Consider the following 22,027-nt stretch of genomic DNA (forward strand, 5'->3'; position numbering starts at 1 on the left):
GCACGCCAGCGCACCCACACCTGGTCCTGCTGCTGCGGACTCAACCCGAAGGTCTGCACCGGCCCCACCTCCACACCCACCCCGCCATGATCAAAGAAGGGCGGTGCGTTGACCGGTTGAGACCGCCGTCACTTCTGCGACGGCGATCTCTCGCAGCGCAGCGCCGCACTGGGCTTGACGATCCTTCGTTCGTGCCGGTGAACGCCCGCTCTCGCGGCGGACTCCACCACACGGCTCGCAGCTCAGGGTGCAGAGCTGGACGACCGGGCGCTGCAGCCGCTTCGGCGAGCGGATGCTCCCTGCGAAGCTCGCGGAACTGCGACGTGATCACGCAGCCCCTGCTCACGGTGCCCGTTCTCACGCAGTTCCTGCCGGGTCCACTCCAGTAGCGTCGAACGGATGGCTCCCGTCCCAGGCTTCGGCTGGCGCCTGCGGGGCCGTCTGCTCCTGCTGTGCGGCACCGTCCTGCTCGCCGTGACCGGCGAGATGCTGCCGGCGGGACTGCTCGCGGTGATGGCCGACGACCTCGCGGTGAGCCGTTCCGCAGTGGCCGGCGTCGTCAGCGCCTACGCGGTCGTGGTCGCGGTGGCCGCCGTCCCCCTCACGATCCTCACGGCCCGATGGCCGCGCCGTCGCCTCCTGCTCGGGTGCCTGGCCGCCTACGCGGTGAGCAACGCGGCGATGGCGTCCTCGAGCGCGCTGCCCGCCCTGATCGCCGCGCGGACGCTGGGAGGGCTGGCGCACGCGGTGCTGTTCTCGGTGGTCACCGGCTACGCCACCCGCCTGGCCCCGGCCCGTCTCACGGGCCGGGCGGTCTCCCTCGTCCTCGCCGGCGGCACCGCCGCCTTCGTCCTGGGCGTGCCCCTGGGCACCTGGCTGGGCAGCCTGCTCGGCTGGCGCACCGCCTTCACGGCCCTGGCCGCTGCAGCGGTCCTGCTGGTGCTGGCCACACCCGTCGTCCTGCCGGCGCTGCCCGCTGCGCCCACAACCACCCGGCACGGGCTCGCCGGGCCCGCAGCCGCCGGGCCCGCGGAGCAGCGGCGGAACCGGGCCCGCTCCGGGCTCGGCGTGATCGCGGGGTTCGTCCTGCTCCTGATGCTCGGCCACTCCACCCTGTACACCTACGTCTCCCCGCTCCTGCTGGACGCCGGCCTGACCCGGGCCGGCATCGGCCCGGCGCTGCTGCTGTTCGGGGTCGCCGGTCTGCTGGGGATCTGGGGCGCCGGCCGCCTCGCGGACCACCGCCCCCGCGCGGGGCTCACCGGCTTCACCGCGGTGCTGCTGCTGGCCCTGGTGCTGCTGGCCGCTGCCACCGGCCGCACGTGGGCGACGGTGCTCGTGCTGCCGCTGTGGGGCGCGGCCTACGCCGGCATGCCGGGCTTCTTCATGAGCGCCGCGGTCCGCGCCTCGCGCACCTCACCCGACACCAGCGCGGCGGTCGTCAACGCCGCCAGCAACGCGGGCATCGCCCTCGGTGCCTTCGTCGGCGGACAGGTCATCACCCGCGCAGGCGTGGACACCCTCGCCCTGCTGGCGGCCGTCCCCGTCGCCCTCGCCCTCGTCGTCATCGCGGTGCGGCACCGACCCGCCGACCCGTCGAAGCAGCAGGAGGCGGAGGCCCCGGTCGCCGGTCGGTGAGGACGGCCGCGGGGACCGACCGGTCACGCACCGCCCCGTCCTGGACCGGTCGAAACCCCTCCGGCCCCGATCACCGCACCGTTCACCCCGCCCACGACGTGCTCGGGCACCCCCGCTGCTTCAGAACCGGTCGCGGCGCTGCCCCTGAGCAGCGACGGCTGCGCGCAGCTGCAGGAGGGTCGGTGCCTGCAGCGGCAGGAACGCGGCTTCGCGTCGCCGGCGGCTGATCGCACTGCCCGCCTGGAAGCCCGTCCCGCCACGGGCCAGCCCCTCCAGCTCGACCGCGCGAGCTGCGAGGCGCAGAGCGTCGATGCGCGCGAAGGCGAAGGCCGTCGGCTCAGCGGCGTCGAGGCCGGCGGCCAGCGCTGCCAGCTCGTCGGCAACGGCGTCGCGGTGCGCTTCCAGCGCGCGGTGCTCCTCACCCAGCACTCCGGCGACCGGCCCGCTCCGGGCCGCCGCCGAGGCTTCGGCGGTGGAGGCGATCGCGCCGTCGGCGACGCCCAGCGCCAGCGCGGCCTGGGTCAGCAGCATCGTGGGCCGGCACAGGCCGACGAAGGCGGGCAGGTCCCGGGTGAGCACGGCACCGGCGGTGACCGGGGTGCTGTCGAGGTCGATGCTGCTCGTGCCGGTGGCGTTCAGCGCCAGCAGCGGCGCCGCGGGCGCGACGTGGACGCCGGGAGCACCGAGCCGCAGCGCGGCGACCAGGCGCCCACCGTCGTCGGTGCGTGCAGGGACGACGACGACGGCGTCGGGGAACAGGTTGGAAGCCCACGGGACCGGCCCGGTGAGGGTCCAGCCGTCCGCCGCCCGCTCGGCGACGACGGGAACGGGGGCGCCGCCGCCGGCGTCGGCGATCGCGGGCGCCAGCGCGGTGGCACCCGGCAGCACCCCCGCGCCCAGGTCGGCCAGGACGTCCACCAGCTCCGGCTCCGGCGGGCAGCAGGTGAGGTACTCCACGACCATCGTCTGCGACCAGGCGACGAAGGCGTCCGCGAGACTGGCGGCAGCGACCGCGCGCAGCAGGCGCACGGCCCGGCCGACGCGCGCGGTGCGGTCGCCCACCGGCCGCAGCAGCCCCCGGTCGCCGAGCCACCGCAGTCCCTCGCGAACGTCCTGCGTGCCGGCGTCCACGGCGGCCGCCGTCGCGGTGAAGCGCTCGTGCGCCTGCACCAGCTCAGCGGTGGTGGTGGGAGAGGCCGGTGTCACGGGCCCATCCTGCCGGTGCGCACCGCTGACGCCCCGGGCGGTCGTGGTAGGCATCGGCGTCGTGGACCGACGAGCAGCCATCGCACTGACCGGCGTCGGGGTGCGCTTCGGGGAGCGGCAGGTGCTGCACGACGTCGACCTGCAGGTCCGCCCCGGTGAGCTGCTCGCGCTCGTCGGACCGTCGGGAGCGGGGAAGTCGACGCTGCTGCAGGTCCTCGCCGGCCTGCGCCGGCCGGACACCGGGACGGTCCTCCGTCCCGAGGGCGGGCGCGGGACCACCGGCCTCGTCTCGCAGCACCCGCACCTGCTGCCCTGGCGCACGGTGGCGGGCAACGTCGCCCTCGGCCTGGCCTACCGGCGCAACGGCGGCCGCTGGCCCCGCCGCCACCCGCACGGCGAGCGGGTCGCGCGGCTGCTCGACGACCTGGGCATCGCGGACCTGGCCGGCCGGTTCCCCTCCCAGCTGTCCGGCGGCCAGGCCCAGCGGGTCGCGCTGGCCCGGGCGATCGTCATCGAGCCCGACCTGCTGCTCCTGGACGAGCCGTTCGGGGCGCTGGACCCCGTCACCCGGCGCGACCTGCAGGACTGGCTGCTCGCCCTGCACCGGCGACGCGGCCCGGCGACCGTCCTGGTGACCCACGACCTCGACGAGGCGCTCCTGCTCGGGGACCGCGTCGGGCTCCTGAGCACCCGGCCCGGCCCGATCGACGTCGTCCCCAGCCCCGTGCTCGACCGCACCGGCCTCGCCGACGGCAGCGCCCACCGCGCTCTGCTCGCCCGGTTCCCGGCTGACCGCGACGTCCGCGACCTCGCCGCGGACGACGGCGAGCGGGCACCGGACGGGCCGCCACGAGCAGCCGGTGCCGGTCCGGTGGACCGCCGGCGGGTGCTGCGGGTCGCCGGCTCCGCGGCGCTGCTGGCCACGCCCTTCGTCGCAGCTGCGGTCACGGGCCCACCACCCGCAGCGCCCGCGCGCGGGCAGCGGCCCGCGGTCGGCGGCGGGCCGCTGCGGGTGGGCTACCTGCCCATCACCGACGCCGCCCCCCTGCTGCTCGCGCACGCCGACGGCGACTTCTCCGCAGCCGGCCTGGACGTCCCGCGCCCGGTGCTGTTCCGCTCCTGGCCGGACCTCGCCGAGGCCCTGCAGAGCGGCACCGTCGACGTCGTGCACATGCTCATGCCCCTGGCGGTCCAGCTCCGCCACGGCGCGGGAGTGCCGGTGCGGGTCCTGCTGTGGAACCACGTCAACGGCTCGGCCCTGACGGTGCGCTCCGACGTCGACTCGATCGCCCAGCTCGCCGGCGCCACGGTGGCGGTGCCGTTCTGGCACTCGATCCACAACATCGTGCTGCAGCAGCTGCTGCGGGCCTCGGGCCTGACCCCGGTCCTGCAGGGCGAGGCCTCCGCCGGTGCGGGGACGGTCAAGCTCGTCCTGATGGCGCCCTCGGACATGCCGCCCGCCCTGGCCGCCGGCCAGGTGGCCGGCTTCATCGTCGCCGAACCGTTCAACGCCGCCGCCGAGGTCCAGGGCATCGGCAAGGTCCTGCGCTTCACCGGCGACGTCTGGAAGGACCACGCCTGCTGCGTGACGGTCGTGCACCAGCGGCTGCTGGACGAACGGCCCGGTGCGGCGGGCGCCGCCGTCCAGGCCCTCGTCGCCGCACAGCGCCGACTGCGCGATCAGCGCCTGGGCGCGGCCCAGACCCTCTCCGTCGGCGGGTACCTGCCCCAGCCGCTGCCCGCGCTGGAGCGGACGCTCTCCACCGACCAAGACGCCGTCTACGCGCGGAACGGAGCGATCCAGCACCCGCAGTGGCAGCAGCGCCGCATCGGCTTCCAGCCCTACCCCTACCCCTCCTACACCGCGCAGCTCGTGCGCGCCATGAAGGAGACCGCCGTGGTGGGCGACACCACGTGGCTCGACGGCCTGGACCCGGAGAGCGTGCACGGGCAGCTGGTGCGCGACGACCTGGTCCTGGACGCGATCCGGTCCAACGGCGGCTTCGACGCCTTCGGATCACCCGGCCCCGAGCGCACCGAGGTCGTGCTGCCGTGACCACCCCGCGCAGTCAGGACCAGCGACGCAGCGGCGCGACGCCGGCCGCCACCCCGCGCGGGTCCGCCCTGCCGACACGCCTCGCGGCCGTGCTCACCGCCGTCGTCGTGTGGTGGCTGGTGTGCGACGTCCTCGCCCGCGACAACCCCGTGCTGGGCCGGATGGGCCCGGCAGCGACCGCCGCGGCGCTGTGGGACCTGCTCCACCAGCGCTCCACCGCCGTGAACGCCGCCGCCAGCCTGCGCCGCCTGCTGCTCGGCCTGCTGCTGGCCGCCGCCGCCGGCATCCCCCTGGGCCTGCTCCTGGGATCTCGCCGCCTGCTCGAGCACGCCACCGCCCCGCTGGTCGCCGTGCTGCGCACGACCTCACCGCTGGCGTGGGCTCCGCTGGCCATCGTCCTGCTCGGCGTCGGCGACGCCCCCGTGATCGCCCTCGTCGCCCTCGCCGCGATCTGGCCGATGACCCTCACCACGGCCCACGCGGTCCGGGGTCTGGACCCGGCCGCCCTGCAGGTCGTCCGCTCGCTCGGCGCCAGCCGCCTCGAAGCGCTCGGCACGGTGGTGCTGCCCGCCCTGCGCCCGCACGTGCTCGCCGCCCTGCGCCTAGCACTGGGGATCGGCTGGGTCGTCCTGGTGCCCGCGGAGATGCTCGGGGTCGACTCCGGACTCGGGTACGCCGTCCTCAACGCCCGCGACCAGCTCGACTACCCGCAGCTGGCAGCCACCATCGTGCTCATCGGCGCGACCGGCTTCCTCCTCGACCGCCTGCTGCAACCACCAGCCGCCACCGGCGACGGCTCCTGACCGCCCGCGGCGAGACCGGTCGGCGGCGCGGCACGGGACGACGTCAGGGGCTGCCGGTGGCGAGGCGGGAATGGATCGGGGTCGCGCGCCGGTTGTCGTCCTCGCCGCGTGGACGGGGAGCCACGGGCTTCCTGCGCGACCGGCTGCCCCAGCCCCGCGACGGAAGACCCCACATGACTTCGCGCACGGACCTCCCACCCGCCTCCGGCGCGAGCAGCCCCGGCCGGCCGTCCCGCCCGAGCACGGGGCGCACCGCCCTGGTGCTCGGGGCCTTCGTCGCCGTCGGTCCGCTGACCATCGACATGTACCTGCCGGCCCTGCCCACGATCGTCACGCAGCTCGAGACGACCGAGGCCGCGGTGCAGCTGACCCTGACCGGCACCCTGGTCGGCCTGGCGCTGGGCCAGCTCGTGATCGGCCCGCTCTCCGACGCGCTGGGTCGGCGGCGACCGCTGCTGGCCGGGACCGCCCTGCACGTGGTCGCCTCGCTGCTCGTGCTGCTGGCGCCGAACATCGCCGTCCTCGGCGTGCTGCGCGTGCTGCAGGGCGTGGGCACGGCGGCCGGCGCCGTCATCGCCCTGGCGATCGTGCGCGACCTGTTCGACGGGCGCGCGGCGGCCACGATGCTCTCCCGGCTGTTCCTGGTGATGGGCGCCGCCCCCGTGCTCGCCCCGACCATCGGGGGCGAGGTGCTGCGGTTCACCTCCTGGCGCGGGATCTTCGCCCTGCTCGGCCTCTACGGGCTCCTGCTGCTGGCGGCCGGCTCGCGGGCGCTGCGCGAGACCCTGCCGCCCGCGCGGCGCCGCCCCCTGCGCCTGGGCGCCACCGTGCGGACCTACAGCGCGCTGCTGCACGACCGCACCTACCTCGGCCTGGTCCTGGTGGCCGGGCTGACCATGGCCGCCCTGTTCAGCTACGTGGCCGGCGCCTCGTTCGTGTACCAGGGGGAGTTCGGCCTGGACCAGCAGCAGTTCGGGCTCCTCTTCGGCGCCGGCGCCTTCTGGCTGATCGCCGCCACCCAGCTCAACCCGCTGGCCCTGCGCCGCTTCGCGCCCTCCCAGGTGCTCCTGGCCGGCACCCTCGGCGGCCTGCTCGCCGGCGCGGTGCTGCTGGTGCTGTCCACCACGGGCACCGGTGGCCTGGCCGGGGTGGTGGCACCGCTGTGGGCGGTCCTGTTCTGCACCGGCCTGGCCCTGCCGAACGCACCGGCGCTGGCCCTGTCCCGGCACGGCGAGGCCGCCGGTGCGGCCGCCGCGCTGCTGGGAGCCGTGCAGTTCGGCGTCGGCGCGCTGGTCTCCCCCCTGGTGGGCCTGCTCGGCAACGACGCGCGCGCCATGGGCGTCGTGATCCTCACCGCCCTGGCGCTCGGCACCGCCGTGCTGCTGCTCCTCGTGCGGCCCTGGCAGCTCGTGGGCGAAGGCGGCTCCGCCGTCGCCACCGGCCACTGAGGGGGCCGGCCCTCGGCACCGTCAGTGCCCGCCGGGCCCGCCCTGCTCGCGGTGGTAGCCGGGGACACCGGTCGACAGCGCCTGGTCCCAGTCCCCGCGCTCGGGCGGTCGCGGCGCGGACCGGTCGCGTCCGCGGTCGCGAACGACCAGCACGGCGATCAGGGCGACGACGACGACAGCCGTGGTGATGAGCGTTGCGACGACCACTGCGCCTCCCGGCGGCTCCGACGGTCTGGTGCTGCCAGGGTCACACAGATCGCCGGCGCTCGCTCCGGAGGCACCCGCTCAGGTCCGGGGCCGCCGCGCCCCCGAGCGGAACCTCGTCGACCGGTCGACACCAACCCCACTTGTCCTTCTAACTTAGAAGCGCAATGCTGGGGTGGTGCCCGACGCCCTCACCTTCGACCTGCACCTGCTGACCGCACGGCTGGACCGCGCGGCCGACCGCATCCTGCGCGCGGAGCTGCACCTGCCCTACCGCCGCTTCCTCGCCCTGCTGCTCGTCGGTGAGGGCGCGCCGACCCAGCGGGTGCTGGCCGAGCGCCTGGGCATCACGGAACCCTCGACCAGCCGGATGGTCGCCGTCCTCACCGAGGCGGGGCTGCTCGAGGCCACCGCCGAGGCGGGCGGCGGCAACCGCCGGCGCCTGGCGCTGACAGCAGCGGGCCGCGAGCGCGTCGAGGCCTGCCGGCGGTTGCTGGAGGGGCGCTTCGCCGACCTCGTCACCCGCAGCGGCGTGCCCTACGCCGAGTACGCCGCGCACACCCGGCGCCTGCTGGCCGCCCTGGACGGCTCCCCCGACGCCGCCCCGCACGACTCCGACGACGGATCACCTGGAGAGGCACGGCCGTGACCGGATGGACCCTGCTGCTGGCCGCCCACGCCGCCAGCGCCCTGATCTGCCTGGGACTGGGCGCGCACGTCCTGCTGCGCCGCACCAAGGGCGACGGCGCGCACCGCGCGGCCGGCTGGTGCTGGGTGACCGGCATGACCTTCGTCGCCACGAGCTCCTTCGCCGTCCGCGACCTGCGCGAGGGCCGGCTCAGCCTGCTGCACGTGCTGTCGGTCGTGACCCTGGTCAGCCTCGTCCTGGGCGTCCGCGCCGCCCGCCGCCACGACGTGCGCGCGCACCGGGCGAACATGCGCGGCAGCTACTACGGGCTCGTCGGCGCCTTCCTCGGCGCGGTCGCGGTACCGGACCGGGCCATCCCCACCTTCGTCGTCACCGAGCCGCTGGGCGCGCTGGCCGCGGCCGGCGCCACCGCGGCCACCACCGCGGGGCTCATCGCCCTGGCCGGCGCGAGCGGCCGGCACCGGCCCGGCAGCCGGCCGGCCCCCGGCGCACGAGGCGACCACCCCCGGCGGGAGCTGCGGGGTGCCGACCGGTGAGGCGCAGCCCGGCGTCGAGGCCGGGGCGCACCCGCCCGACAGCCGGGTGGCGGGTCAGGCGCAGATGTCGTCGGTGGCGACGCGGGCGGTGATGGTGGGCTCCGGGGACGCCGGGGCGCTCGCCGCGGGAGCGGCGCCGGTGACGCGGGCCCGCACGTCGGTGACGGCGTAGGACGCGGAGGACACCTCCACCACCACGGTGCCTCCCAGGCTCTCGTCCACCCGCGTGGCCGCCCCGCCGAACGCGGCCGCCACGGTCCGCGCGCTGTCGGCGCGGTCCGGCCCGTGACGCACCAGCACCGGCACCGCCGGGTCGCTCGCCTCGCCGTCGCCGGTGCCGGCCACCGCGAAACCCACCCCGGCCAGCGCGTCGGCGACCGCCGCGGCCGCGCCGGCGGGCGCACCGGTGTTCAGCACCCGCACCGACACGTCGCCCGGCGCCACCAGCAGCTCCGAGCTCGCCGACGGGTCCGTCGTGGCTGCGGGCGCGGGGGCGGTCTCCCCCGCGGTGTCCGTGCGGATGCGCTGCCACAGCTCGTCGGCGGCCGCCGTCCACTGCACGCGCGCCTCGTTCGGCGGGTAGGGCTCGGTGGGGACGGTGACGAAGCGCACGCCGCCGGCGGGCAGGCCCCGCAGGCTCTGCGCCAGGTCCACCAGCTGGCTCACCTCGGCCAGCTCCGGGTCGGTGGTCACCGACTCGGTCGCCGCGTCCATGAAGGAGTACAGCCGGTCCGGGCGCAACAGCATCTGCGAACTGGTGATCTTCTGCACGATGGAGGACATCAGCGCCTGCTGGCGCTCGATGCGGGACAGGTCGGAGCCGTCGCCGATGCCGTAGCGCACCCGGGCGTACGCCAGGGCCGTCTCACCGTCGACCTGGTGGGTGCCGGCCTCCAGGTGCAGGTTGGCCTTCTCGCTGTCGATGTCCTCCGGGGTGCAGATCGTCACCCCGCCCAGGGCGTCGATCATGGAGCGGAAGCCGCTGAAGTCCACGACCGCGTAGTGGTGGACGTAGACGCCGGTGAGCGCCTCCACCGTCTTGATGGTGCAGGCCGCCCCGCCCTCGGAGAACGCCGAGTTGAAGATGTCGAGGTGAGCCTCGACGGTGCTGCCGTCGGGAGCCGTGCAGGCGGGGATCTGCACCATGGAGTCGCGGGGGATGCTCACCAGGGTGGCGCTCTGCCGGTCTCCGGCCAGGTGCACGAGGACCGTGGTGTCCGAGCGGGCACCCGGGTCGGCCTCCACACCGCCGTAGGCGCCGCCGGTGCCGTCGGCCAGGGCGCGGGTGTCGCTGCCCATCACGAGGATGTTCACCGGGGAGGTGTCGTCCGCGCCGGCCCCGTCGTCGGGGCGCTGCCCCAGCAGGCCGCTGACGTCCTGGGCGGTGATGTTGCCCGTCAGCCGCTGGTAGGCGTACACGCCGCCCGCGCCGGCGGCCAGCGCCAGGGCGACGAGGGCCACCGCGGCCACGCGCAGCACCCGCCACGCCGTGCGGTGCGCGTGGCTGGCGTGCCGGCCCCGCGGGCGCAGCCCCGCGCCGGGCACGTCGGCGCGCGGCGGGGTGGGGCCGGTGGTGGTGGGCACGCGTCCAACGGTACGGGGAGCACCGGACCGTCGCGGTCCCGATCGCCGTGCTCACGCGGCGTGTGCGCCACGTCTTCACACGGGTGCTCGGCGCACCTCTGCGACGACGTGGCGCCGGGAGGGCGCTCAGCCGCCGACCGTGGCGTCGTTGACGGCCAGGTGCTCGGCGACGGCGGGGAAGACGACGGTGAAGCAGAGCAGCACCACGCCCGCCACGGCGAGCAGGCTCAGGACCAGCCGCACCCACCACGGGCCCGGCAGGGTGCGCCACCACCACCCGTACACGACGTCCCCCTCCCTCAGCCGACCGCGGCCAGCGACGCCGGCGGCCCGGCGGACCGGTCCTGCGACGACTCCAGCTGCGCGTACACGATGTACCGCTCGCGCGCGGAGTACATCGGGTGGCAGGCCGTCATCGTCAGCCACGCCTCGGTGGGCTGCTCGCCCGGCCGGTCCGGCACCGGCGCGATGATCTCCACCTGCTGCGGGGTGACGATCCGGTGGCGCCGCACCCGGTACGTGTACCAGCGCTCAGCGGTGGCGACGACGACCGCGTCCCCCTCCTGCAGCTCCGCGACGCGGTGGAAGGGCTTGCCGTAGGTGACGCGGTGCCCGGCGATCGCGAAGTTGCCCACCCCGCCGGGCACCGCGGTGCCGGGGTAGTGGCCGATGCCGTCCTCCAGCTCCTCCGCACCGATGCCCTCCACGACGGGCACGGCGTAGTCGCTGCCGAAGCGGGGCACGTACACGATCGCGAAGGCGTCGCCGGTGGGCGGGCTCTGGTCGACGTCCGGGACGGCGGGCGCCGCCGGTGCCGCGCTCGCCGTGGGGGCCGGGGTCGTCGCCGGCGCCGCGTCCCACTGCTGCTGCAGGGCGTCGACGGCGGCTGCCTGGGCGCGCTCGCTGGTCAGGTCGGTCCAGTGCAGCTGCCACACCACGAACAGCAGGGTCAGCACGCCCGCGGTCACCAGCAGTTCGCCGAGGACGCCGACGGCCCGGCGGATCACGCGTCGACCCGGGCGGCGGTGAACCCGGTGGGGCCGTCGAAGGCGGGCAGCACCAGGGCGTCGGGCTCCTCGTGCGCCTGCACGGACCAGCCGAGCCCGTAGGCGTCCACGTACTGCTGGTACACGTCGATCTGCGGGCTGGCGGCCAGGGCGGCGCGCAGCGCGGCGGGGTCGCCGATCGCGGAGATCGCGTAGGGCGGCGAGTAGGTGCGCCCCTGCAGGACGAGCACGTTGCCCACGCACCGCACGGCGGACGTGGACACCACGCGCTGGTCCACGATCGTCATGGCCTCGGCGCCACCGGCCCACAGGGCGTTGACGACGGCCTCGACGTCCTGCTGGTGCACGACGAGGTCGTCCGGGCTCGCGGTGGCCGGACGGACGTGGTCGGGGGCGTCGTCGAGGGTGACCGTCAGACCGGGACCGGTGACCGGCAGCGCTCCGGAGGCGATGCCGAGGGCGGGGTCGCTCAGCGGGTCGCTGCCGGCGGCGCCCCCGGCGGCGGCGACGGCACCGCTGAGCGCGTCCACCTCGGCCCGCAGCTCGCCCACCCGGGCGGCTCGCTGCTCGTTCAGCCGGGAGCGCTCGGCGACGAGCGCCCCCAGGTCGGCGGTGTCCGAGCGCAGGTCGGTGCCGCGGGAGGTCAGGGCGCTGGTCGCGAAGAGCAGGCCGGCCAGCGCGAACACCCCGGCGACGGCGGTGCGCGCGCCCACCGAGCGCAGCCGTCGTGCGCGCACGCCGCCCCCTCCCCCGTTCCGCTCACCCGGCGCGCTCACGGCGCGACGGTCAGCGATGCCTGATCGCACTACGCTAACCGTGCGACCCGTGCGGTCGCGCACCACCCGTCCAGACCCGGAGGTTGACGTGTCCAAGTCGCGCCACGAGCGGAAGCACGACGAGGAGACGGCGGTGGAGGGCGCCGGGGCCACGGGGGACGCCGAGGCGCCCAAGCGCCGTCGCCGCCGCGGCGCGGACGCCGGCGACGACACCGACCGCGCCATCAAGGCGCGCAACCGGCTCACGCCGCGCTGGTGGATCGTGCTCATGGTGGCGCTGATGGTCCTCGGCCTGCTGTGGATCGTCGTCTTCTACCTGTCCAGCGCGCAGTACCCGGTGCCCGGCTGGGGCAACTGGAACCTCGTCGCCGGCTTCGGCCTGGTGCTCGTGGGCTTCGCCATGACCACGCGCTGGCGCTGACGCCCACGCGCTGACGCCGCCGCGGGCACCGGCTCGCCCGGCCGGGCTGTGGACAACCCCGGTCGAGGGTGTGGACCGACCGGGGGACGGACGGGGGACGGCGGGCCGGTCATCCACAGACTTTGTCCACCGCTTCGTCCACAGCCTGTGGATGACTGTGGGAAAGAGCCTCTCCCGTCCACAGCGGAACCCACAGCACGTGGATGGTGACCGCCTGTTCCCACAACCGGGCAGGGGGCCTGTGGACGACGAGGCGGGCTCCGGAAGGGCTCAGACCACCGTGCGGGCGCCCGCGTAGGCCAGCAGGCACAGCACCACGGCGCCCACCGCCGCCACCGCCGCCACCGCCCCCCACTGCACGCCCGCCCCGCGGCGCCGGGTGCGCACCAGCAGGCTCGCGACGACCAGGCCCGTCACCAGGCCGCCCAGGTGCGCCTGCCACGACACCCCGCTGATCACCAGGCCCAGCACGAAGTTGATCGCCACCAGGGCCACCACCTGGCCGGTCTGCCGGCCCAGGTCTCGGTTGACGACGACCAGCGCACCGAACAACCCGAACACGGCACCCGAGGCGCCCACCAGGCTGGTGTTCGCCGTCAGCGGCAGCAGCAGCGCGCCCACCGCGCCGCCCAGCGCCGAGAGCACGTACAGGGCCGCGAAGCGGGCCCGCCCCAGCAGCGGCTCCAGGTAGGTCCCCGTCAGCCACAGCGCGTACGTGTTGAACAGCAGGTGCAGCAGCGAGGCGTGCAGGAACGCCGACGTCAGCGGCTGCCACCAGGTGCCGGCGCCGAAGCTGTTGGCGTAGCCGGCGTCGTTGACCAGCGGCAGGTAGTAGTAGACGTCCGCGGGCAGGACGTAGCGCGCGGCGAACATCGCCACGCACACCACCACCACGGCCTTCGTCACGAGGGTGTCGCGGCCGCGGACCGCGCCGCCGAAGGTCGTGCGCGCCTGCCGCACCGAGCGGTTGCCCTCCGCGACGCAGTCCACGCACTGCACCCCGACCGCGGCGGGGCGCTGGCACTGCGGGCAGGCGGGCCGCCCGCAGCGCTGGCAGCGCACCCACGACTCGCGGTCGGGGTGCCGGGGGCAGACGGGGACCTCGGTGGAGGTCTCGTTCGCGGCGTCGCTCACGGTGCGTCCAACGCTCCGCGAGCCCTCAGCGTTCGCGCGTTCCGCGCTCGGCGGAACACCACCGGGGTCCGGGTCCGGCGGGGGTCAGCGCTCGATGTCGACGCCGGTGATGACGACCGCCTCGCGGGGGGCGTCGGCCGGGCCGGTGGGGACGTTGGCGATGGCGTCCACGACGCGGCGGCTGTCGTCGTCGGCGACCTCGCCGAAGATGGTGTGGCGGCCGTTCAGGTGCGGCGTGGTGGCCACGGTGATGAAGAACTGCGAGCCGTTGGTGCCGTGACCGGCGACCTTGCCGGCGTTGGCCATGGCCAGCAGGTACTTCTTGTCGAAGCGCAGGTCCGGGTGGATCTCGTCGTCGAACTGGTAGCCCGGGCCGCCGCGGCCGTCGCCGCGCGGGTCGCCGCCCTGGATCATGAAGCCGTCGATGATGCGGTGGAAGGTCAGCCCGTCGTAGAACGGCTCGGTCTTCGACTCACCGGTGGAGGGGTCCTTCCACTCCTTGGTGCCCTCGGCGAGCCCGACGAAGTTCGCCACCGTCTTCGGGGCGTGGTTCTCGAACAGCTCGATGCGGATGTCGCCGTGGTTGGTGTGCATGGTCGCGCGCATGCGGCTCATCGTCGCACGGGGTCCCGGGGCCACCGCACGCTGGCGCGGACGGCTCCGCTGCGGTGGGATGGGGGGTGCTGATCGCCGGGTCGGGCACGCACCCGCGCCCCGGGGCGTTGCCCCCGGCGAGACGAACGCAGACGGAGGAGGAACGGATGTCCCTGACCAAGAACCGGGCCGGCAAGCTGGTGCAGGTCCGCGAGCAGGGCACGGCCCTCGCGGAGAAGGCCCTGACCGAGAAGGTCGCCCCCGCCGTGGAGAGCGCCAGGACGTGGGCCACCCCGCACGTCGAGACGGCCCGCACGTGGGCCACCCCGCACGTGGAGAGCGCCCGCACCTGGGCGACCCCGCACGTGGAGACCGCCCGCACGTGGGCCACCCCCCACGTGGACAGCGCCCGCACCTGGGCCACCCCCCACGTGGAGACCGCCACGCAGCGGGTGGGCCCCGCCGTGGAGACGGCCCGGGAGAAGCTCGACGAGCTGCTGCCCCGCGTGGTCGAAGCCGTGCAGGAGGCCGCCGACACCGCCCGCACGGCGGCCGACGCCGCGGTGACGGCCGCCGCCCCCGCGGTCACGGCGGCCACCGCCGCGGCCGGGACCGCCACGGCTGCGGCCGCCAAGAGCGCCAAGGCCACCGCCGCGACCGCGGCCACCGCCGCGGCCGCCAAGGGGACCGCGGCCGCCAAGGGCGCCGCCGACGGCACGAAGGTGGCCCGCGAGCGCAGCGCCGACGCGCTGGCGGTGCTGAAGGGGGAGGCGACGGTGAAGAAGGCGAAGAAGTCCCGCGGGGGCCGCAAGCTGCTGCTGGTGCTGGCCCTGGCCGGCGCGGGTGCCGCGGCGTTCAGCGCGGTCCGCAGCCGCAAGCAGGAGGACCCGTGGGCCGCCCCGGGTGCCGCCTGGACGCCCGCGGCGCCCAGCAACAAGCCCACGGCCACCCCGGCGCCCGTGCCGGACGCGCCCGCCGCACCGGCGGCGTCCGGCGCTCCGGCGGCCGGCAGCACGAGCGCCGGGGCGGGCACCGGGGCACCGGTGGCCGACCTGCCGGAGGAGCCGCCGTCGAACGCGGTGAAGAACTTCGAGGAGGCCACGGCACCCGTCGAGGACGTCCCCGACGCCGACGACACCGAGGGCGGCGAGAAGCTGGCCTGAGCGTCCCCGGCACGACGAAGGCCCCCACCCGTCGGGTGGGGGCCTTCGTGCTGCCGGGGTGGAGGCGAGGGGACTCGAACCCCTAACCCCCTGCTTGCAAAGCAGGTGCGCTACCAATTGCGCCACGCCCCCCGGTGGGGCCGGACCGTGCTCAGCGCACGGTGTCGGTGGCCTCCGCCCAGAGGTCGCGCTCGGCCTTCGCCGACGCCTTGCTGCGCCACGCCAGAGCGGCGCCCGCGACAGCGGCCACCAGCAGGAGCTTCTTCACGCGTGACCTCCACAGCGGTTCCAGGACGGCCACGAAGGCTAGCACGGGGCCCGCTGCCGGCCCCGGGCCCGCGAGGCCGCTGCACCGCGGCGCTCAGGTCCGCACCGCCCGCGCCGACCGGGAGGTGCACGACCCGACCCGACGCGACGCGACGCAGAGGACCATGAGCACACCGCAGCCCGCACCGCCCCGCACCCCGCACCGTCCCGGCAGGCCCGTCGGCGCGGCGCCCGGGCACGCGCCCGCGACCGCGGTCCCGGACGGGCCGGGCGTGCGCACCGCGGTGGTGCACGAGTGGGTCGGCGCGCGCGCCGGGGCCGAGCAGGTCTTCGAGGCCCTGGCGGGCACCTGGCCCGACGCGGACCTGTACGCCCTCAGCAGCGCCCCCGGCGTGCAGCTGGACCTCGGCGGCAGACCCCTGCGCACCACCGCCCTGGACCGGGGCGCCACGCGCGAGCGCCGTGCCCTGACCCTGCCGCTGATGCCGCTGGCGTGGCGGGCACTGGGGCGCGGCGACTACGACCTGGTGGTCACCTCCCACCACGCCTTCGCCACCAGCAACCGCCTCGCGCGGCCCGGTGGCACCCACCTGGCGTACGTGCACACCCCCGCCCGGTACGTGTGGAGCCCCGAGCTGGACGGGCGCGGCACCTCGCCGCTGCTGGCACCCGCCCGGCACCTGCTGGCCGGCGTGGACCGCCGCGCGGCCGCCCGCCTGAGCGGCGTGGCCACCAACAGCGCCGAGGTGGCGCGGCGCGTCGAGCGCTTCTGGGGCCGCGAGGCCACCGTCGTGCACCCCCCGGTGGACGTCGACCGCTTCGCGCCGGCCACCGGGGACCGCGACGAGCTGCGGCTGCCGGACGGCTACCTGCTCGCCCTGGGCCGCTGGGTGCCCTACAAGAACCACCTCCTCGTCGTCGACGTCGCCGAGCGGCTGGGGCGGCCCGCCGTCCTCGCCGGTGCCGGGCCGCTGGCCGCGGTCCTGCGCGAGCGGGCCGCGGCGGCGTCCGTGCCCGTGCTCGTCGTGGAGCGCCCGGCGGACGCGCAGGTGCGTGAGCTCCTGCGTCGTGCGAGCGCCCTGGTGTTCCCCACCTTCGAGGACTTCGGCATCGTGCCGGTGGAGGCCATGGCGGCCGGCACCCCGGTCGTGGCACCGGCCCGCGGCGGTGCCGCCGAGACGGTCGTGGACGGCGTGACCGGTGCCCTGGTGCCCGAGCACTCCCCCGCCGCCTACGCCGAGGCGCTCGCCCGCGCCGAGGCGTGCTCCCCCGCCGCGTGCACCCTGCGGGCGCGGGACTTCGGCCCGGAGCGGTTCCGCGAGCGGGTCCGGGCGTGGGTCGCCTCCCACAGCGGGGGGCGCTGACGTGGAGCTCCTCCTCGGGGCGGCGCTGGCCGCCACGGGTGTGCTGGTGTGCCTGACCGCCGGTGACCGCACCCGCCTGCTGGTGGCCGCCTTCCTCGCGGTGCCGCAGGTGTTCGCCGGGCCGCTGGGGGCGCTCTCCCTGCCGCTGAGCCAGTGCTGGGTGATCCTCGCGGCGCTGTGCTGGCTGCTCGAGCGCAAGAGCCTCCCGCTGGGGGACCCGGTGCTGCGGGCGGTGCTGGCCCTGGCCGTCGTGCAGGTCGCCGCCGTCGTCTGGTCGCCCGAGCCGCTCGTCGGGGTCCTGGAGGCGGCACGGCTGGCGTCCTTCGCGTTCCTGTACCTGCACGTGGTGCGGGTCGAGCGCGAGGACCCGCGGGGGGCGCGCGGGCCGCTGGAGGTCGTGCTCGCCTGGACGCTGCTGGCGGCGGCGCTGGTGTGGGCCTTCCGGCTCTCCCCCGCGCTCGAGACGGCGTTCTTGCGCTCACCGCTGGCCGTCCTCGTCGCCGGCCCGGACACCATGGCGGCGTTCTGGGGCGAGGGCGCCAACAACGTCGTGGACCCCGCCAAGGCCGGCGGGTTCTTCGTCAACGCCAACGTCGCCTCCATGTTCCTCGGGGTCGCCACGTTCGCGTTCCTGGCCCTGAGCGTGGACCGGCACAGGCGCCGGTACCTGCTGGGTGCGCTGGTGACCTGGTCGGCCACCTTCGCGACCGGCTCGAAGACCGCCGCCGCGCTGGCGCTGCTGCTGCCCGTGGCGGTGCGGGCCGTGCACGTGCTGGGACGCCCCGCGGCCCGCTGGTTCCTGCCGCAGGCCGCCGTCCTCGTCGCCTGCGGAGCCTGGCTGCTGCCCCGCCTGCTGGCGCGCTACGTGCCCGCCTACGCGGACGCCTCCACCGAGAGCCTGGCCAGCCGCGCCCCGATGTGGGACGCGGCGCTGCAGATGTTCCGGGACCACCTGCTGCTGGGCCTGGGGCACGGCGGGTGGGCGCGGACGATGGAGCTGTACGCCCACCTCGGCGTGGACGCGCTGCCCCCGCACAACCTCCTGATCGCCGCGTGGGCGGCCACCGGCGTGGCCGGGGTGCTGCTCCTGCTCCTGCTCGCCGTCACGGTCCTGCACCGGCTGGTGACCGTGGTCGTGCGCCGGGCCGGTTCCCCCCTGGCCCGCACCGCGGGCTTCGCGCTGGGGGCGTGGCTGTGGGTGCTGGTGCACGGCATGGGCGACAACACCGCGGTCTACGGGGAGGCCAAGTCGATGATCCTGCTGGCGCTGCTGCTGGGCGTCGTCACCGCTCGCCGGGACGCGACGCCGACGACCTCGCCGGTGGCGGACGTGGCCGTGCGGGGGTCGGCGTGCCCCGCGTAGCGGTGCTGCGCCACCAGCTGGCGGTGGCCTCCGAGCCGTTCGTGCTGGAGCAGGCGCGCGGCTTCACCCGCTACGAGCCGGTCCTCGTGGGGCGCGACCCGCTGCCCGCGGACGCCGACCCGGGCCTGCCCGTCGTCACCCTGGCGCAGCGGTGGGGGCCGCGGATCACCGCCGGGTACGCCGCGGGGGCGCTGTCCTGGCCGCTGACCCGGGTGCTGCGCGAGGTGCGCGCCGACGTCGTCCTGGCGCACTTCGGCGTGGAGGGCTCGTACGCGCTGCCCAGCGCCAGGCGCGCCGGGGTGCCCCTGGCCACGGTGTTCCACGGCTTCGACGCCACCTGCACCCGCGTGGCGCTGCTGCGGGCGCGCCGCGCGTCGTGGGTGACGTACGTGCGACGGCTGCCGGGCCTCGCCCGGCACGGCGACCTGTTCCTGCCCGTGTCCGGGCACCTGCGCGACCGGCTCCTGGCGCGCGGCTTCCCCGCCGACCGCACGCTCACGCACCACCTCGGCCTGGACCTGGGCAAGGTCCCCGCCGCGGCGCACGCCGGGGACGGCCGCACCGTCGTGCACGTCGCCCGGCTGGTGCCGAAGAAGGGCACCGAGCACCTCCTGCGCGCCGTGGCCCTGCTGGCCGCGCGCGGCAGCGACGTGCGGCTGGTGTGCGTCGGCGACGGCCCGCTGCGCGGCACGCTGGAGCGGCTCACCCGCGAGCTGGGCATCTCCGGCCGGGTGACGTTCACCGGGGTGCTGGGCAACCCGGACGTCCTGGCGCACGTCGCCGCCGCGAGCGTGCTGTGCCTGCCGAGCGTGACGGCACCCTCCGGCGACCAGGAGGGCCTGGGGCAGGTGCTGCTGGAGGCCGGTGCCCTCGGCCGCCCCGTCGTCGCCACCGCCCACGGGGGCATCCCCTCCGCCGTCGTCGACGGTGTCACCGGCCTGCTGGTGCCCGAGGCGGACCCCGGCGCGCTGGCCGGGGCGCTGGTCCGGCTGCTGGACGACCCCGCCCTGGCCCGCCGCACGGGCGCGGCGGGGCGCGAGCACGTGGCGCGCTCCTTCGACGCGGCCCGTCAGACCCGTCGGCTGGAGGACCTGCTCGACGGGGTGCTGGCCGCCCGCGGCGCGGGGGGTGGGCGGCGGTGAGCGGCGGCCTCGTCGTGCTCACCCGCGGGCTGCCGCTGCACGCGGCCGGCGGCATGGAGTCCGTCGCCTGGGACGTCTCGCACGCCCTGGCCGCCGGCGGCTCCGCCGTCACCGTGATCACCACGGCGGTCCCGGGCCGCCCGGCGGCGTGGGCGCTGGACGGAGTGGACGTGCGGGCGCTGCCGGGCACGGCGCCGGGGCGCTACTCGCGCGCCTGGTGGAGCTCCTCCCGACGCGCGCTGGAGGAGCTGCTGCGCACCGGGTCGGTGACGGGGGTGCTGTCCGTCAGCGCGGGGGCGTTCTCCTGCCTGGACGTGACCGCACCCGCCGGTGCCCCCCGCCCCCGGTTCGTCCTGCAGGCGCACGGGACGTCCGTGGCGGAGCTGACCTCCAAGCTGGGCAGCGGGTCCGCGCTCACCGCGCTGTCCGCCGTCCGCAACGCGCGGGCGCTGCTGCGCGACGCCCGCACCTACCGCCGCTTCGACGCGGTGGTGGCGGTCGGGCCGGCCGTGGCGGCGTCGCTGACCTCCCCGCCGCTGGGCGGGCTGGTGCGGATGCCGCCGGTGCGCACCGTCGCCAACGGCGTCGACACGTCGGTCTTCCGCCCCGACCCGGCCGCGGCGGCCGCGGTCCGGCGCGAGCTCGGCGTACCTGCTCCGGCGCGTCTCCTGCTCGTCGCGGGCCGCCTGCACCCGCAGAAGCGGGTGGACCGGGCGCTGCGGGGGTTGCGGTCGCTGACGCGCACCCGCCCCGACCTGGACCCGCACCTGCTCGTCGCCGGCGGCGGCGACGACGAGGGACGGTTGCGCGCCCTGGCCGCGGAGCTCGGCGTCGGTGCCAAGGTGCGCTTCACCGGTTCCGTGCCGCGGGATCGGCTGGCGTCGCTGTGCGCCGCGGCCGACGCCTCCCTGCTGACCTCCGCGTGGCGCGAGGTGGGCTTGACGATGACGGTGCTGGAGTCCCTGGCCTGCGGCACCCCGGCGCTGGTCCCCCTGGGCACCGCCGGCACGGAGGACGCCGGCAGCGCCGTGACGCGCGTCGACGTGGCCGACGAGCGGGCGCTGGCGGCCGCGGTCGGGGACGTCCTCGACCGCGGCCGCACCGGGGGGAGCCTGTTGCCGGCCCGCTGCGAGCTGCGGCGGGTGGCGCGCGAGTACGAGCGGGCGCTGCGGGGCGAGTGATGCGCTCCGCCGTGCAGCGCCTCTTCTGGGGCGGGCTGGCCGGCAAGCTCCTCGGTCTCGTGCGCGAGGTGCTGCTGGCCGCCGCCTACGGCACCGGTGCGCCCGCCGTGGCCGCCCGGGTCGCCCAGACCGCCACGCTCGTGCCCGTCGACCTGTTCACCGCCGACGCCCTCAGCGCCGGGTTCCTGCCGGTGCACGCCGAGCTGCGACGCCGCGACCCCGCTCGCGCCGCCGCGCTGTTCCACGCGCTGCGCGCGCTGCTGCTGGCGCTGGCGCTGGTCGTGACCGTCGCGCTGCTCCTGCTCGCCGGCCCCGTCGTGGACCTGCTGGCCCCCGGCCTGGACGGGGCCACCGCCGCCACGGCCACCTCGTTCCTGCGCGTCAGCGCGCTCGGCGTGCCCAGCTACCTGCAGTTCGCCCTCCTCAGCTACCTCGAGGCCTCGCACGGCTCGTTCCGCCTCTCCAGCGCCCGTGCCACCGTCCAGAACGCCGGGATGGTCGCGGGGCTGGCGGTGGCCTGGTGGCTCTCGGCGCCCGTGGCGCTGGCGTGGGGGTTCCCCGCCGCCTACGTCGCCCTGCACGCGTGGGCGCACCGCTCGCTGCGCCGCCGCGGGGTGCTGCCGCCGACGCCGTGGGACCGGCACGACGCGCGCGCCGCCCTGGCACCGCTGTGGCGACGGGTGCGTCCCCTGCTGCTCCTGCCTGTGGTGCTGCAGGCGTCAGTGGTGGCGGAACGGGTCGTGGCCTCCCTGCTGGGCGACGGCGTGGTCGCCGCCGTCGACTACGCCCGCTTCGTCGCCACCACGGGAGTGAGCCTGCTGGCGGTGCCGCTGGGCCTGGCCGGCCTGGCGGTGCTGCCCGGCCTGAGCGCGGCCGCCACCCGCGAGCGCCTGGAACGGCTGGTGCCGGGTGTGCTCGTCGTGGTGGTGCCGCTGTCGGCGGTGCTGGCGGTGGACGCCGGCGGGGTGGTGCGCGCGCTGTACGGGCGCGGCGCGTTCGACGCGGCGGCGGTCGCGACCTCCGGGCAGGTGCTCACCGGCTTCGCCGTCGGGTTCTGGGCGCAGGCGCTGTCCTACGTGCTGGTGAAGGCGTTGAACGCGCGCGACCGCAACCGCGCGGCCGTCACCGCCCTGGCCGCCGGGCTGGCGGTGACGCTGACCGTGGACCTGACCCTGCCGAGGGTGCTGGGGCCGGTGGCGCTGGGGGTGGCCGTGTCGGCGGGTGCCGTGGTCACCACCGCGCTGGCGGCCCGGGCGCTGGGGGTGGGGGCGGTGCTGGTGCGGTGCTCGGTGCTGTGCGCGCCCGGGGCGCTGCTCGCGGCGCTCGCGGCGGCGCTGGTGGGGGCGGCGGTGCCGGGGACGTGGGCGGGTCTGGCGCTCGGCTCGGCGGCGGCACTGGTGGTGTGGGGGCTGCACGTGGCGTGCGTGCCGGCGCTGCGCCGCGCGCTCGCGCAGGTGCTGCGCCGCTCCTGAAGGGCTCGGGGCCCGCCCG

22 protein-coding genes and 1 tRNA gene are annotated in these 22,027 nt (G+C 76.4%); 13 read left to right on the forward strand and 10 right to left on the reverse strand.

Annotation, left to right across the window (positions count from 1 at the left end; genetic code table 11):
• Nucleotides 1-399 precede the first annotated feature (399 nt).
• Complete coding sequence (locus ACRYR9_RS09980) at nucleotides 400-1,638, forward strand: MFS transporter (RefSeq protein ID WP_432498411.1); 1,239 nt, start codon at nucleotides 400-402, stop codon at nucleotides 1,636-1,638.
• 120 nt (nucleotides 1,639-1,758) lie between these two features.
• On the opposite strand, the gene ACRYR9_RS09985 is transcribed toward ACRYR9_RS09980, so the two are convergent.
• Complete coding sequence (locus ACRYR9_RS09985; protein ID WP_432498414.1) at nucleotides 1,759-2,844, reverse strand: acyl-CoA dehydrogenase family protein; 1,086 nt, start codon at nucleotides 2,842-2,844, stop codon at nucleotides 1,759-1,761.
• A gap of 61 nt (nucleotides 2,845-2,905) precedes the next feature.
• On the opposite strand from ACRYR9_RS09985, the gene ACRYR9_RS09990 reads away from it, so the two are divergent.
• From ACRYR9_RS09990 to ACRYR9_RS10000, 3 genes are all read left to right on the forward strand, one after another.
• A complete protein-coding gene (locus tag ACRYR9_RS09990; RefSeq protein ID WP_432498417.1) occupies nucleotides 2,906-4,900 on the forward strand; it encodes an ABC transporter substrate-binding protein in 1,995 nt (664 codons plus the stop codon).
• A complete protein-coding gene (locus ACRYR9_RS09995) occupies nucleotides 4,897-5,703 on the forward strand; it encodes an ABC transporter permease (RefSeq protein ID WP_432498420.1) in 807 nt (268 codons plus the stop codon). The genes ACRYR9_RS09990 and ACRYR9_RS09995 overlap by 4 nt, the downstream gene beginning before the upstream one ends.
• A 173-nt stretch (nucleotides 5,704-5,876) precedes the next feature.
• Nucleotides 5,877-7,151 carry a multidrug effflux MFS transporter gene (locus ACRYR9_RS10000; protein WP_432498423.1) on the forward strand — a complete coding sequence of 425 codons (1,275 nt, stop codon included), beginning with the start codon at nucleotides 5,877-5,879 and terminating at the stop codon, nucleotides 7,149-7,151.
• 21 nt (nucleotides 7,152-7,172) lie between these two features.
• On the opposite strand, the gene ACRYR9_RS10005 is transcribed toward ACRYR9_RS10000, so the two are convergent.
• A complete protein-coding gene (locus ACRYR9_RS10005) occupies nucleotides 7,173-7,358 on the reverse strand; it encodes a hypothetical protein (RefSeq protein WP_432498425.1) in 186 nt (61 codons plus the stop codon).
• A gap of 175 nt (nucleotides 7,359-7,533) precedes the next feature.
• On the opposite strand from ACRYR9_RS10005, the gene ACRYR9_RS10010 reads away from it, so the two are divergent.
• Nucleotides 7,534-8,004 (forward strand): MarR family winged helix-turn-helix transcriptional regulator, encoded by a 471-nt coding sequence (locus ACRYR9_RS10010; protein WP_432498426.1) that lies wholly within the window; start codon nucleotides 7,534-7,536, stop codon nucleotides 8,002-8,004.
• A complete protein-coding gene (locus ACRYR9_RS10015; protein ID WP_432498429.1) occupies nucleotides 8,001-8,540 on the forward strand; it encodes a DUF2306 domain-containing protein in 540 nt (179 codons plus the stop codon). Before ACRYR9_RS10010 ends, ACRYR9_RS10015 begins: the two co-directional genes overlap by 4 nt.
• Before the next feature lie 54 nt (nucleotides 8,541-8,594).
• Here ACRYR9_RS10015 and ACRYR9_RS10020 read toward each other — a convergent pair whose 3' ends face one another.
• The 4 genes from ACRYR9_RS10020 to ACRYR9_RS10035 all read right to left on the reverse strand — a co-directional run bounded on the left by ACRYR9_RS10020 (nucleotide 8,595) and on the right by ACRYR9_RS10035 (nucleotide 11,868).
• Nucleotides 8,595-10,124 carry an LCP family protein gene (locus ACRYR9_RS10020; RefSeq protein WP_432498431.1) on the reverse strand — a complete coding sequence of 510 codons (1,530 nt, stop codon included), beginning with the start codon at nucleotides 10,122-10,124 and terminating at the stop codon, nucleotides 8,595-8,597.
• Nucleotides 10,125-10,250: 126 nt separating this feature from the next.
• The gene (locus tag ACRYR9_RS10025) at nucleotides 10,251-10,409 is read right to left on the reverse strand and encodes a hypothetical protein (RefSeq protein ID WP_432498434.1); all 159 of its coding nucleotides are present in this window, start codon (nucleotides 10,407-10,409) and stop codon (nucleotides 10,251-10,253) included.
• Between the two features lie 14 nt (nucleotides 10,410-10,423).
• Nucleotides 10,424-11,131: a class E sortase gene (locus tag ACRYR9_RS10030; RefSeq protein WP_432498437.1), complete on the reverse strand. Its 708-nt coding sequence runs from the start codon at nucleotides 11,129-11,131 to the stop codon at nucleotides 10,424-10,426.
• Nucleotides 11,128-11,868 (reverse strand): DUF881 domain-containing protein, encoded by a 741-nt coding sequence (locus ACRYR9_RS10035; protein ID WP_432498439.1) that lies wholly within the window; start codon nucleotides 11,866-11,868, stop codon nucleotides 11,128-11,130. The genes ACRYR9_RS10030 and ACRYR9_RS10035 overlap by 4 nt, the downstream gene beginning before the upstream one ends.
• Nucleotides 11,869-11,995: 127 nt before the next feature.
• On the opposite strand from ACRYR9_RS10035, the gene ACRYR9_RS10040 reads away from it, so the two are divergent.
• Nucleotides 11,996-12,328 (forward strand): cell division protein CrgA, encoded by a 333-nt coding sequence (locus ACRYR9_RS10040; protein WP_432498441.1) that lies wholly within the window; start codon nucleotides 11,996-11,998, stop codon nucleotides 12,326-12,328.
• Nucleotides 12,329-12,598: 270 nt separating this feature from the next.
• Here ACRYR9_RS10040 and ACRYR9_RS10045 read toward each other — a convergent pair whose 3' ends face one another.
• Nucleotides 12,599-13,462 (reverse strand): rhomboid family intramembrane serine protease, encoded by an 864-nt coding sequence (locus ACRYR9_RS10045; RefSeq protein ID WP_432498444.1) that lies wholly within the window; start codon nucleotides 13,460-13,462, stop codon nucleotides 12,599-12,601.
• A gap of 84 nt (nucleotides 13,463-13,546) precedes the next feature.
• Entirely contained in the window at nucleotides 13,547-14,077 is a 531-nt protein-coding gene (locus tag ACRYR9_RS10050; protein WP_432498446.1) for a peptidylprolyl isomerase, read from the reverse strand.
• A gap of 146 nt (nucleotides 14,078-14,223) precedes the next feature.
• Here ACRYR9_RS10050 and ACRYR9_RS10055 point away from each other — a divergent pair, with 146 nt between their 5' ends.
• Nucleotides 14,224-15,219 (forward strand): hypothetical protein, encoded by a 996-nt coding sequence (locus ACRYR9_RS10055; protein ID WP_432509655.1) that lies wholly within the window; start codon nucleotides 14,224-14,226, stop codon nucleotides 15,217-15,219.
• A 59-nt stretch (nucleotides 15,220-15,278) separates the two neighbouring features.
• Here the strand turns inward: ACRYR9_RS10055 and ACRYR9_RS10060 are convergent.
• Both ACRYR9_RS10060 and ACRYR9_RS10065 read right to left on the reverse strand, forming a co-directional pair.
• Nucleotides 15,279-15,351, reverse strand: a tRNA-Ala gene (locus ACRYR9_RS10060).
• A gap of 19 nt (nucleotides 15,352-15,370) precedes the next feature.
• Nucleotides 15,371-15,487: a DLW-39 family protein gene (locus ACRYR9_RS10065; protein ID WP_432494908.1), complete on the reverse strand. Its 117-nt coding sequence runs from the start codon at nucleotides 15,485-15,487 to the stop codon at nucleotides 15,371-15,373.
• 163 nt (nucleotides 15,488-15,650) lie between these two features.
• On the opposite strand from ACRYR9_RS10065, the gene ACRYR9_RS10070 reads away from it, so the two are divergent.
• The 5 genes from ACRYR9_RS10070 to ACRYR9_RS10090 are packed head-to-tail and all read left to right on the forward strand — an operon-like array spanning nucleotide 15,651 to nucleotide 22,008.
• Nucleotides 15,651-16,850, forward strand: coding sequence for a glycosyltransferase (locus tag ACRYR9_RS10070; protein ID WP_432494906.1), 1,200 nt, complete (start codon nucleotides 15,651-15,653; stop codon nucleotides 16,848-16,850).
• A gap of 1 nt (nucleotide 16,851) precedes the next feature.
• Nucleotides 16,852-18,213, forward strand: coding sequence for an O-antigen ligase family protein (locus ACRYR9_RS10075; protein ID WP_432494904.1), 1,362 nt, complete (start codon nucleotides 16,852-16,854; stop codon nucleotides 18,211-18,213).
• Nucleotides 18,201-19,355 (forward strand): glycosyltransferase, encoded by a 1,155-nt coding sequence (locus tag ACRYR9_RS10080; RefSeq protein WP_432494902.1) that lies wholly within the window; start codon nucleotides 18,201-18,203, stop codon nucleotides 19,353-19,355. Before ACRYR9_RS10075 ends, ACRYR9_RS10080 begins: the two co-directional genes overlap by 13 nt.
• Nucleotides 19,352-20,536 carry a glycosyltransferase family 4 protein gene (locus ACRYR9_RS10085; RefSeq protein WP_432494900.1) on the forward strand — a complete coding sequence of 395 codons (1,185 nt, stop codon included), beginning with the start codon at nucleotides 19,352-19,354 and terminating at the stop codon, nucleotides 20,534-20,536. Before ACRYR9_RS10080 ends, ACRYR9_RS10085 begins: the two co-directional genes overlap by 4 nt.
• Nucleotides 20,536-22,008 carry a lipid II flippase MurJ gene (locus ACRYR9_RS10090; RefSeq protein WP_432494898.1) on the forward strand — a complete coding sequence of 491 codons (1,473 nt, stop codon included), beginning with the start codon at nucleotides 20,536-20,538 and terminating at the stop codon, nucleotides 22,006-22,008. The genes ACRYR9_RS10085 and ACRYR9_RS10090 overlap by 1 nt, the downstream gene beginning before the upstream one ends.
• The last annotated feature ends 19 nt before the right edge of the window (nucleotides 22,009-22,027 follow it).

It is taken from the genome of Kineococcus auxinigenes (genome assembly GCF_050871525.1).
Lineage (GTDB): Bacteria > Actinomycetota > Actinomycetes > Actinomycetales > Kineococcaceae > Kineococcus.

Bases quoted from the DNA above. Each gene is read 5' to 3' on its own strand.
- ACRYR9_RS09980 (WP_432498411.1), top strand. From the start codon at position 400: ATGGCTCCCGTCCCAGGCTTCGGCTGGCGCCTGCGGGGCCGTCTGCTC.
- ACRYR9_RS10000 (WP_432498423.1), top strand. From the start codon at position 5,877: ATGACTTCGCGCACGGACCTCCCACCCGCCTCCGGCGCGAGCAGCCCC.
- ACRYR9_RS10050 (WP_432498446.1), bottom strand. From the start codon at position 14,077: ATGAGCCGCATGCGCGCGACCATGCACACCAACCACGGCGACATCCGC.
- ACRYR9_RS10055 (WP_432509655.1), top strand. From the start codon at position 14,224: ATGTCCCTGACCAAGAACCGGGCCGGCAAGCTGGTGCAGGTCCGCGAG.
- ACRYR9_RS10070 (WP_432494906.1), top strand. From the start codon at position 15,651: ATGAGCACACCGCAGCCCGCACCGCCCCGCACCCCGCACCGTCCCGGC.
- ACRYR9_RS10090 (WP_432494898.1), top strand. From the start codon at position 20,536: ATGCGCTCCGCCGTGCAGCGCCTCTTCTGGGGCGGGCTGGCCGGCAAG.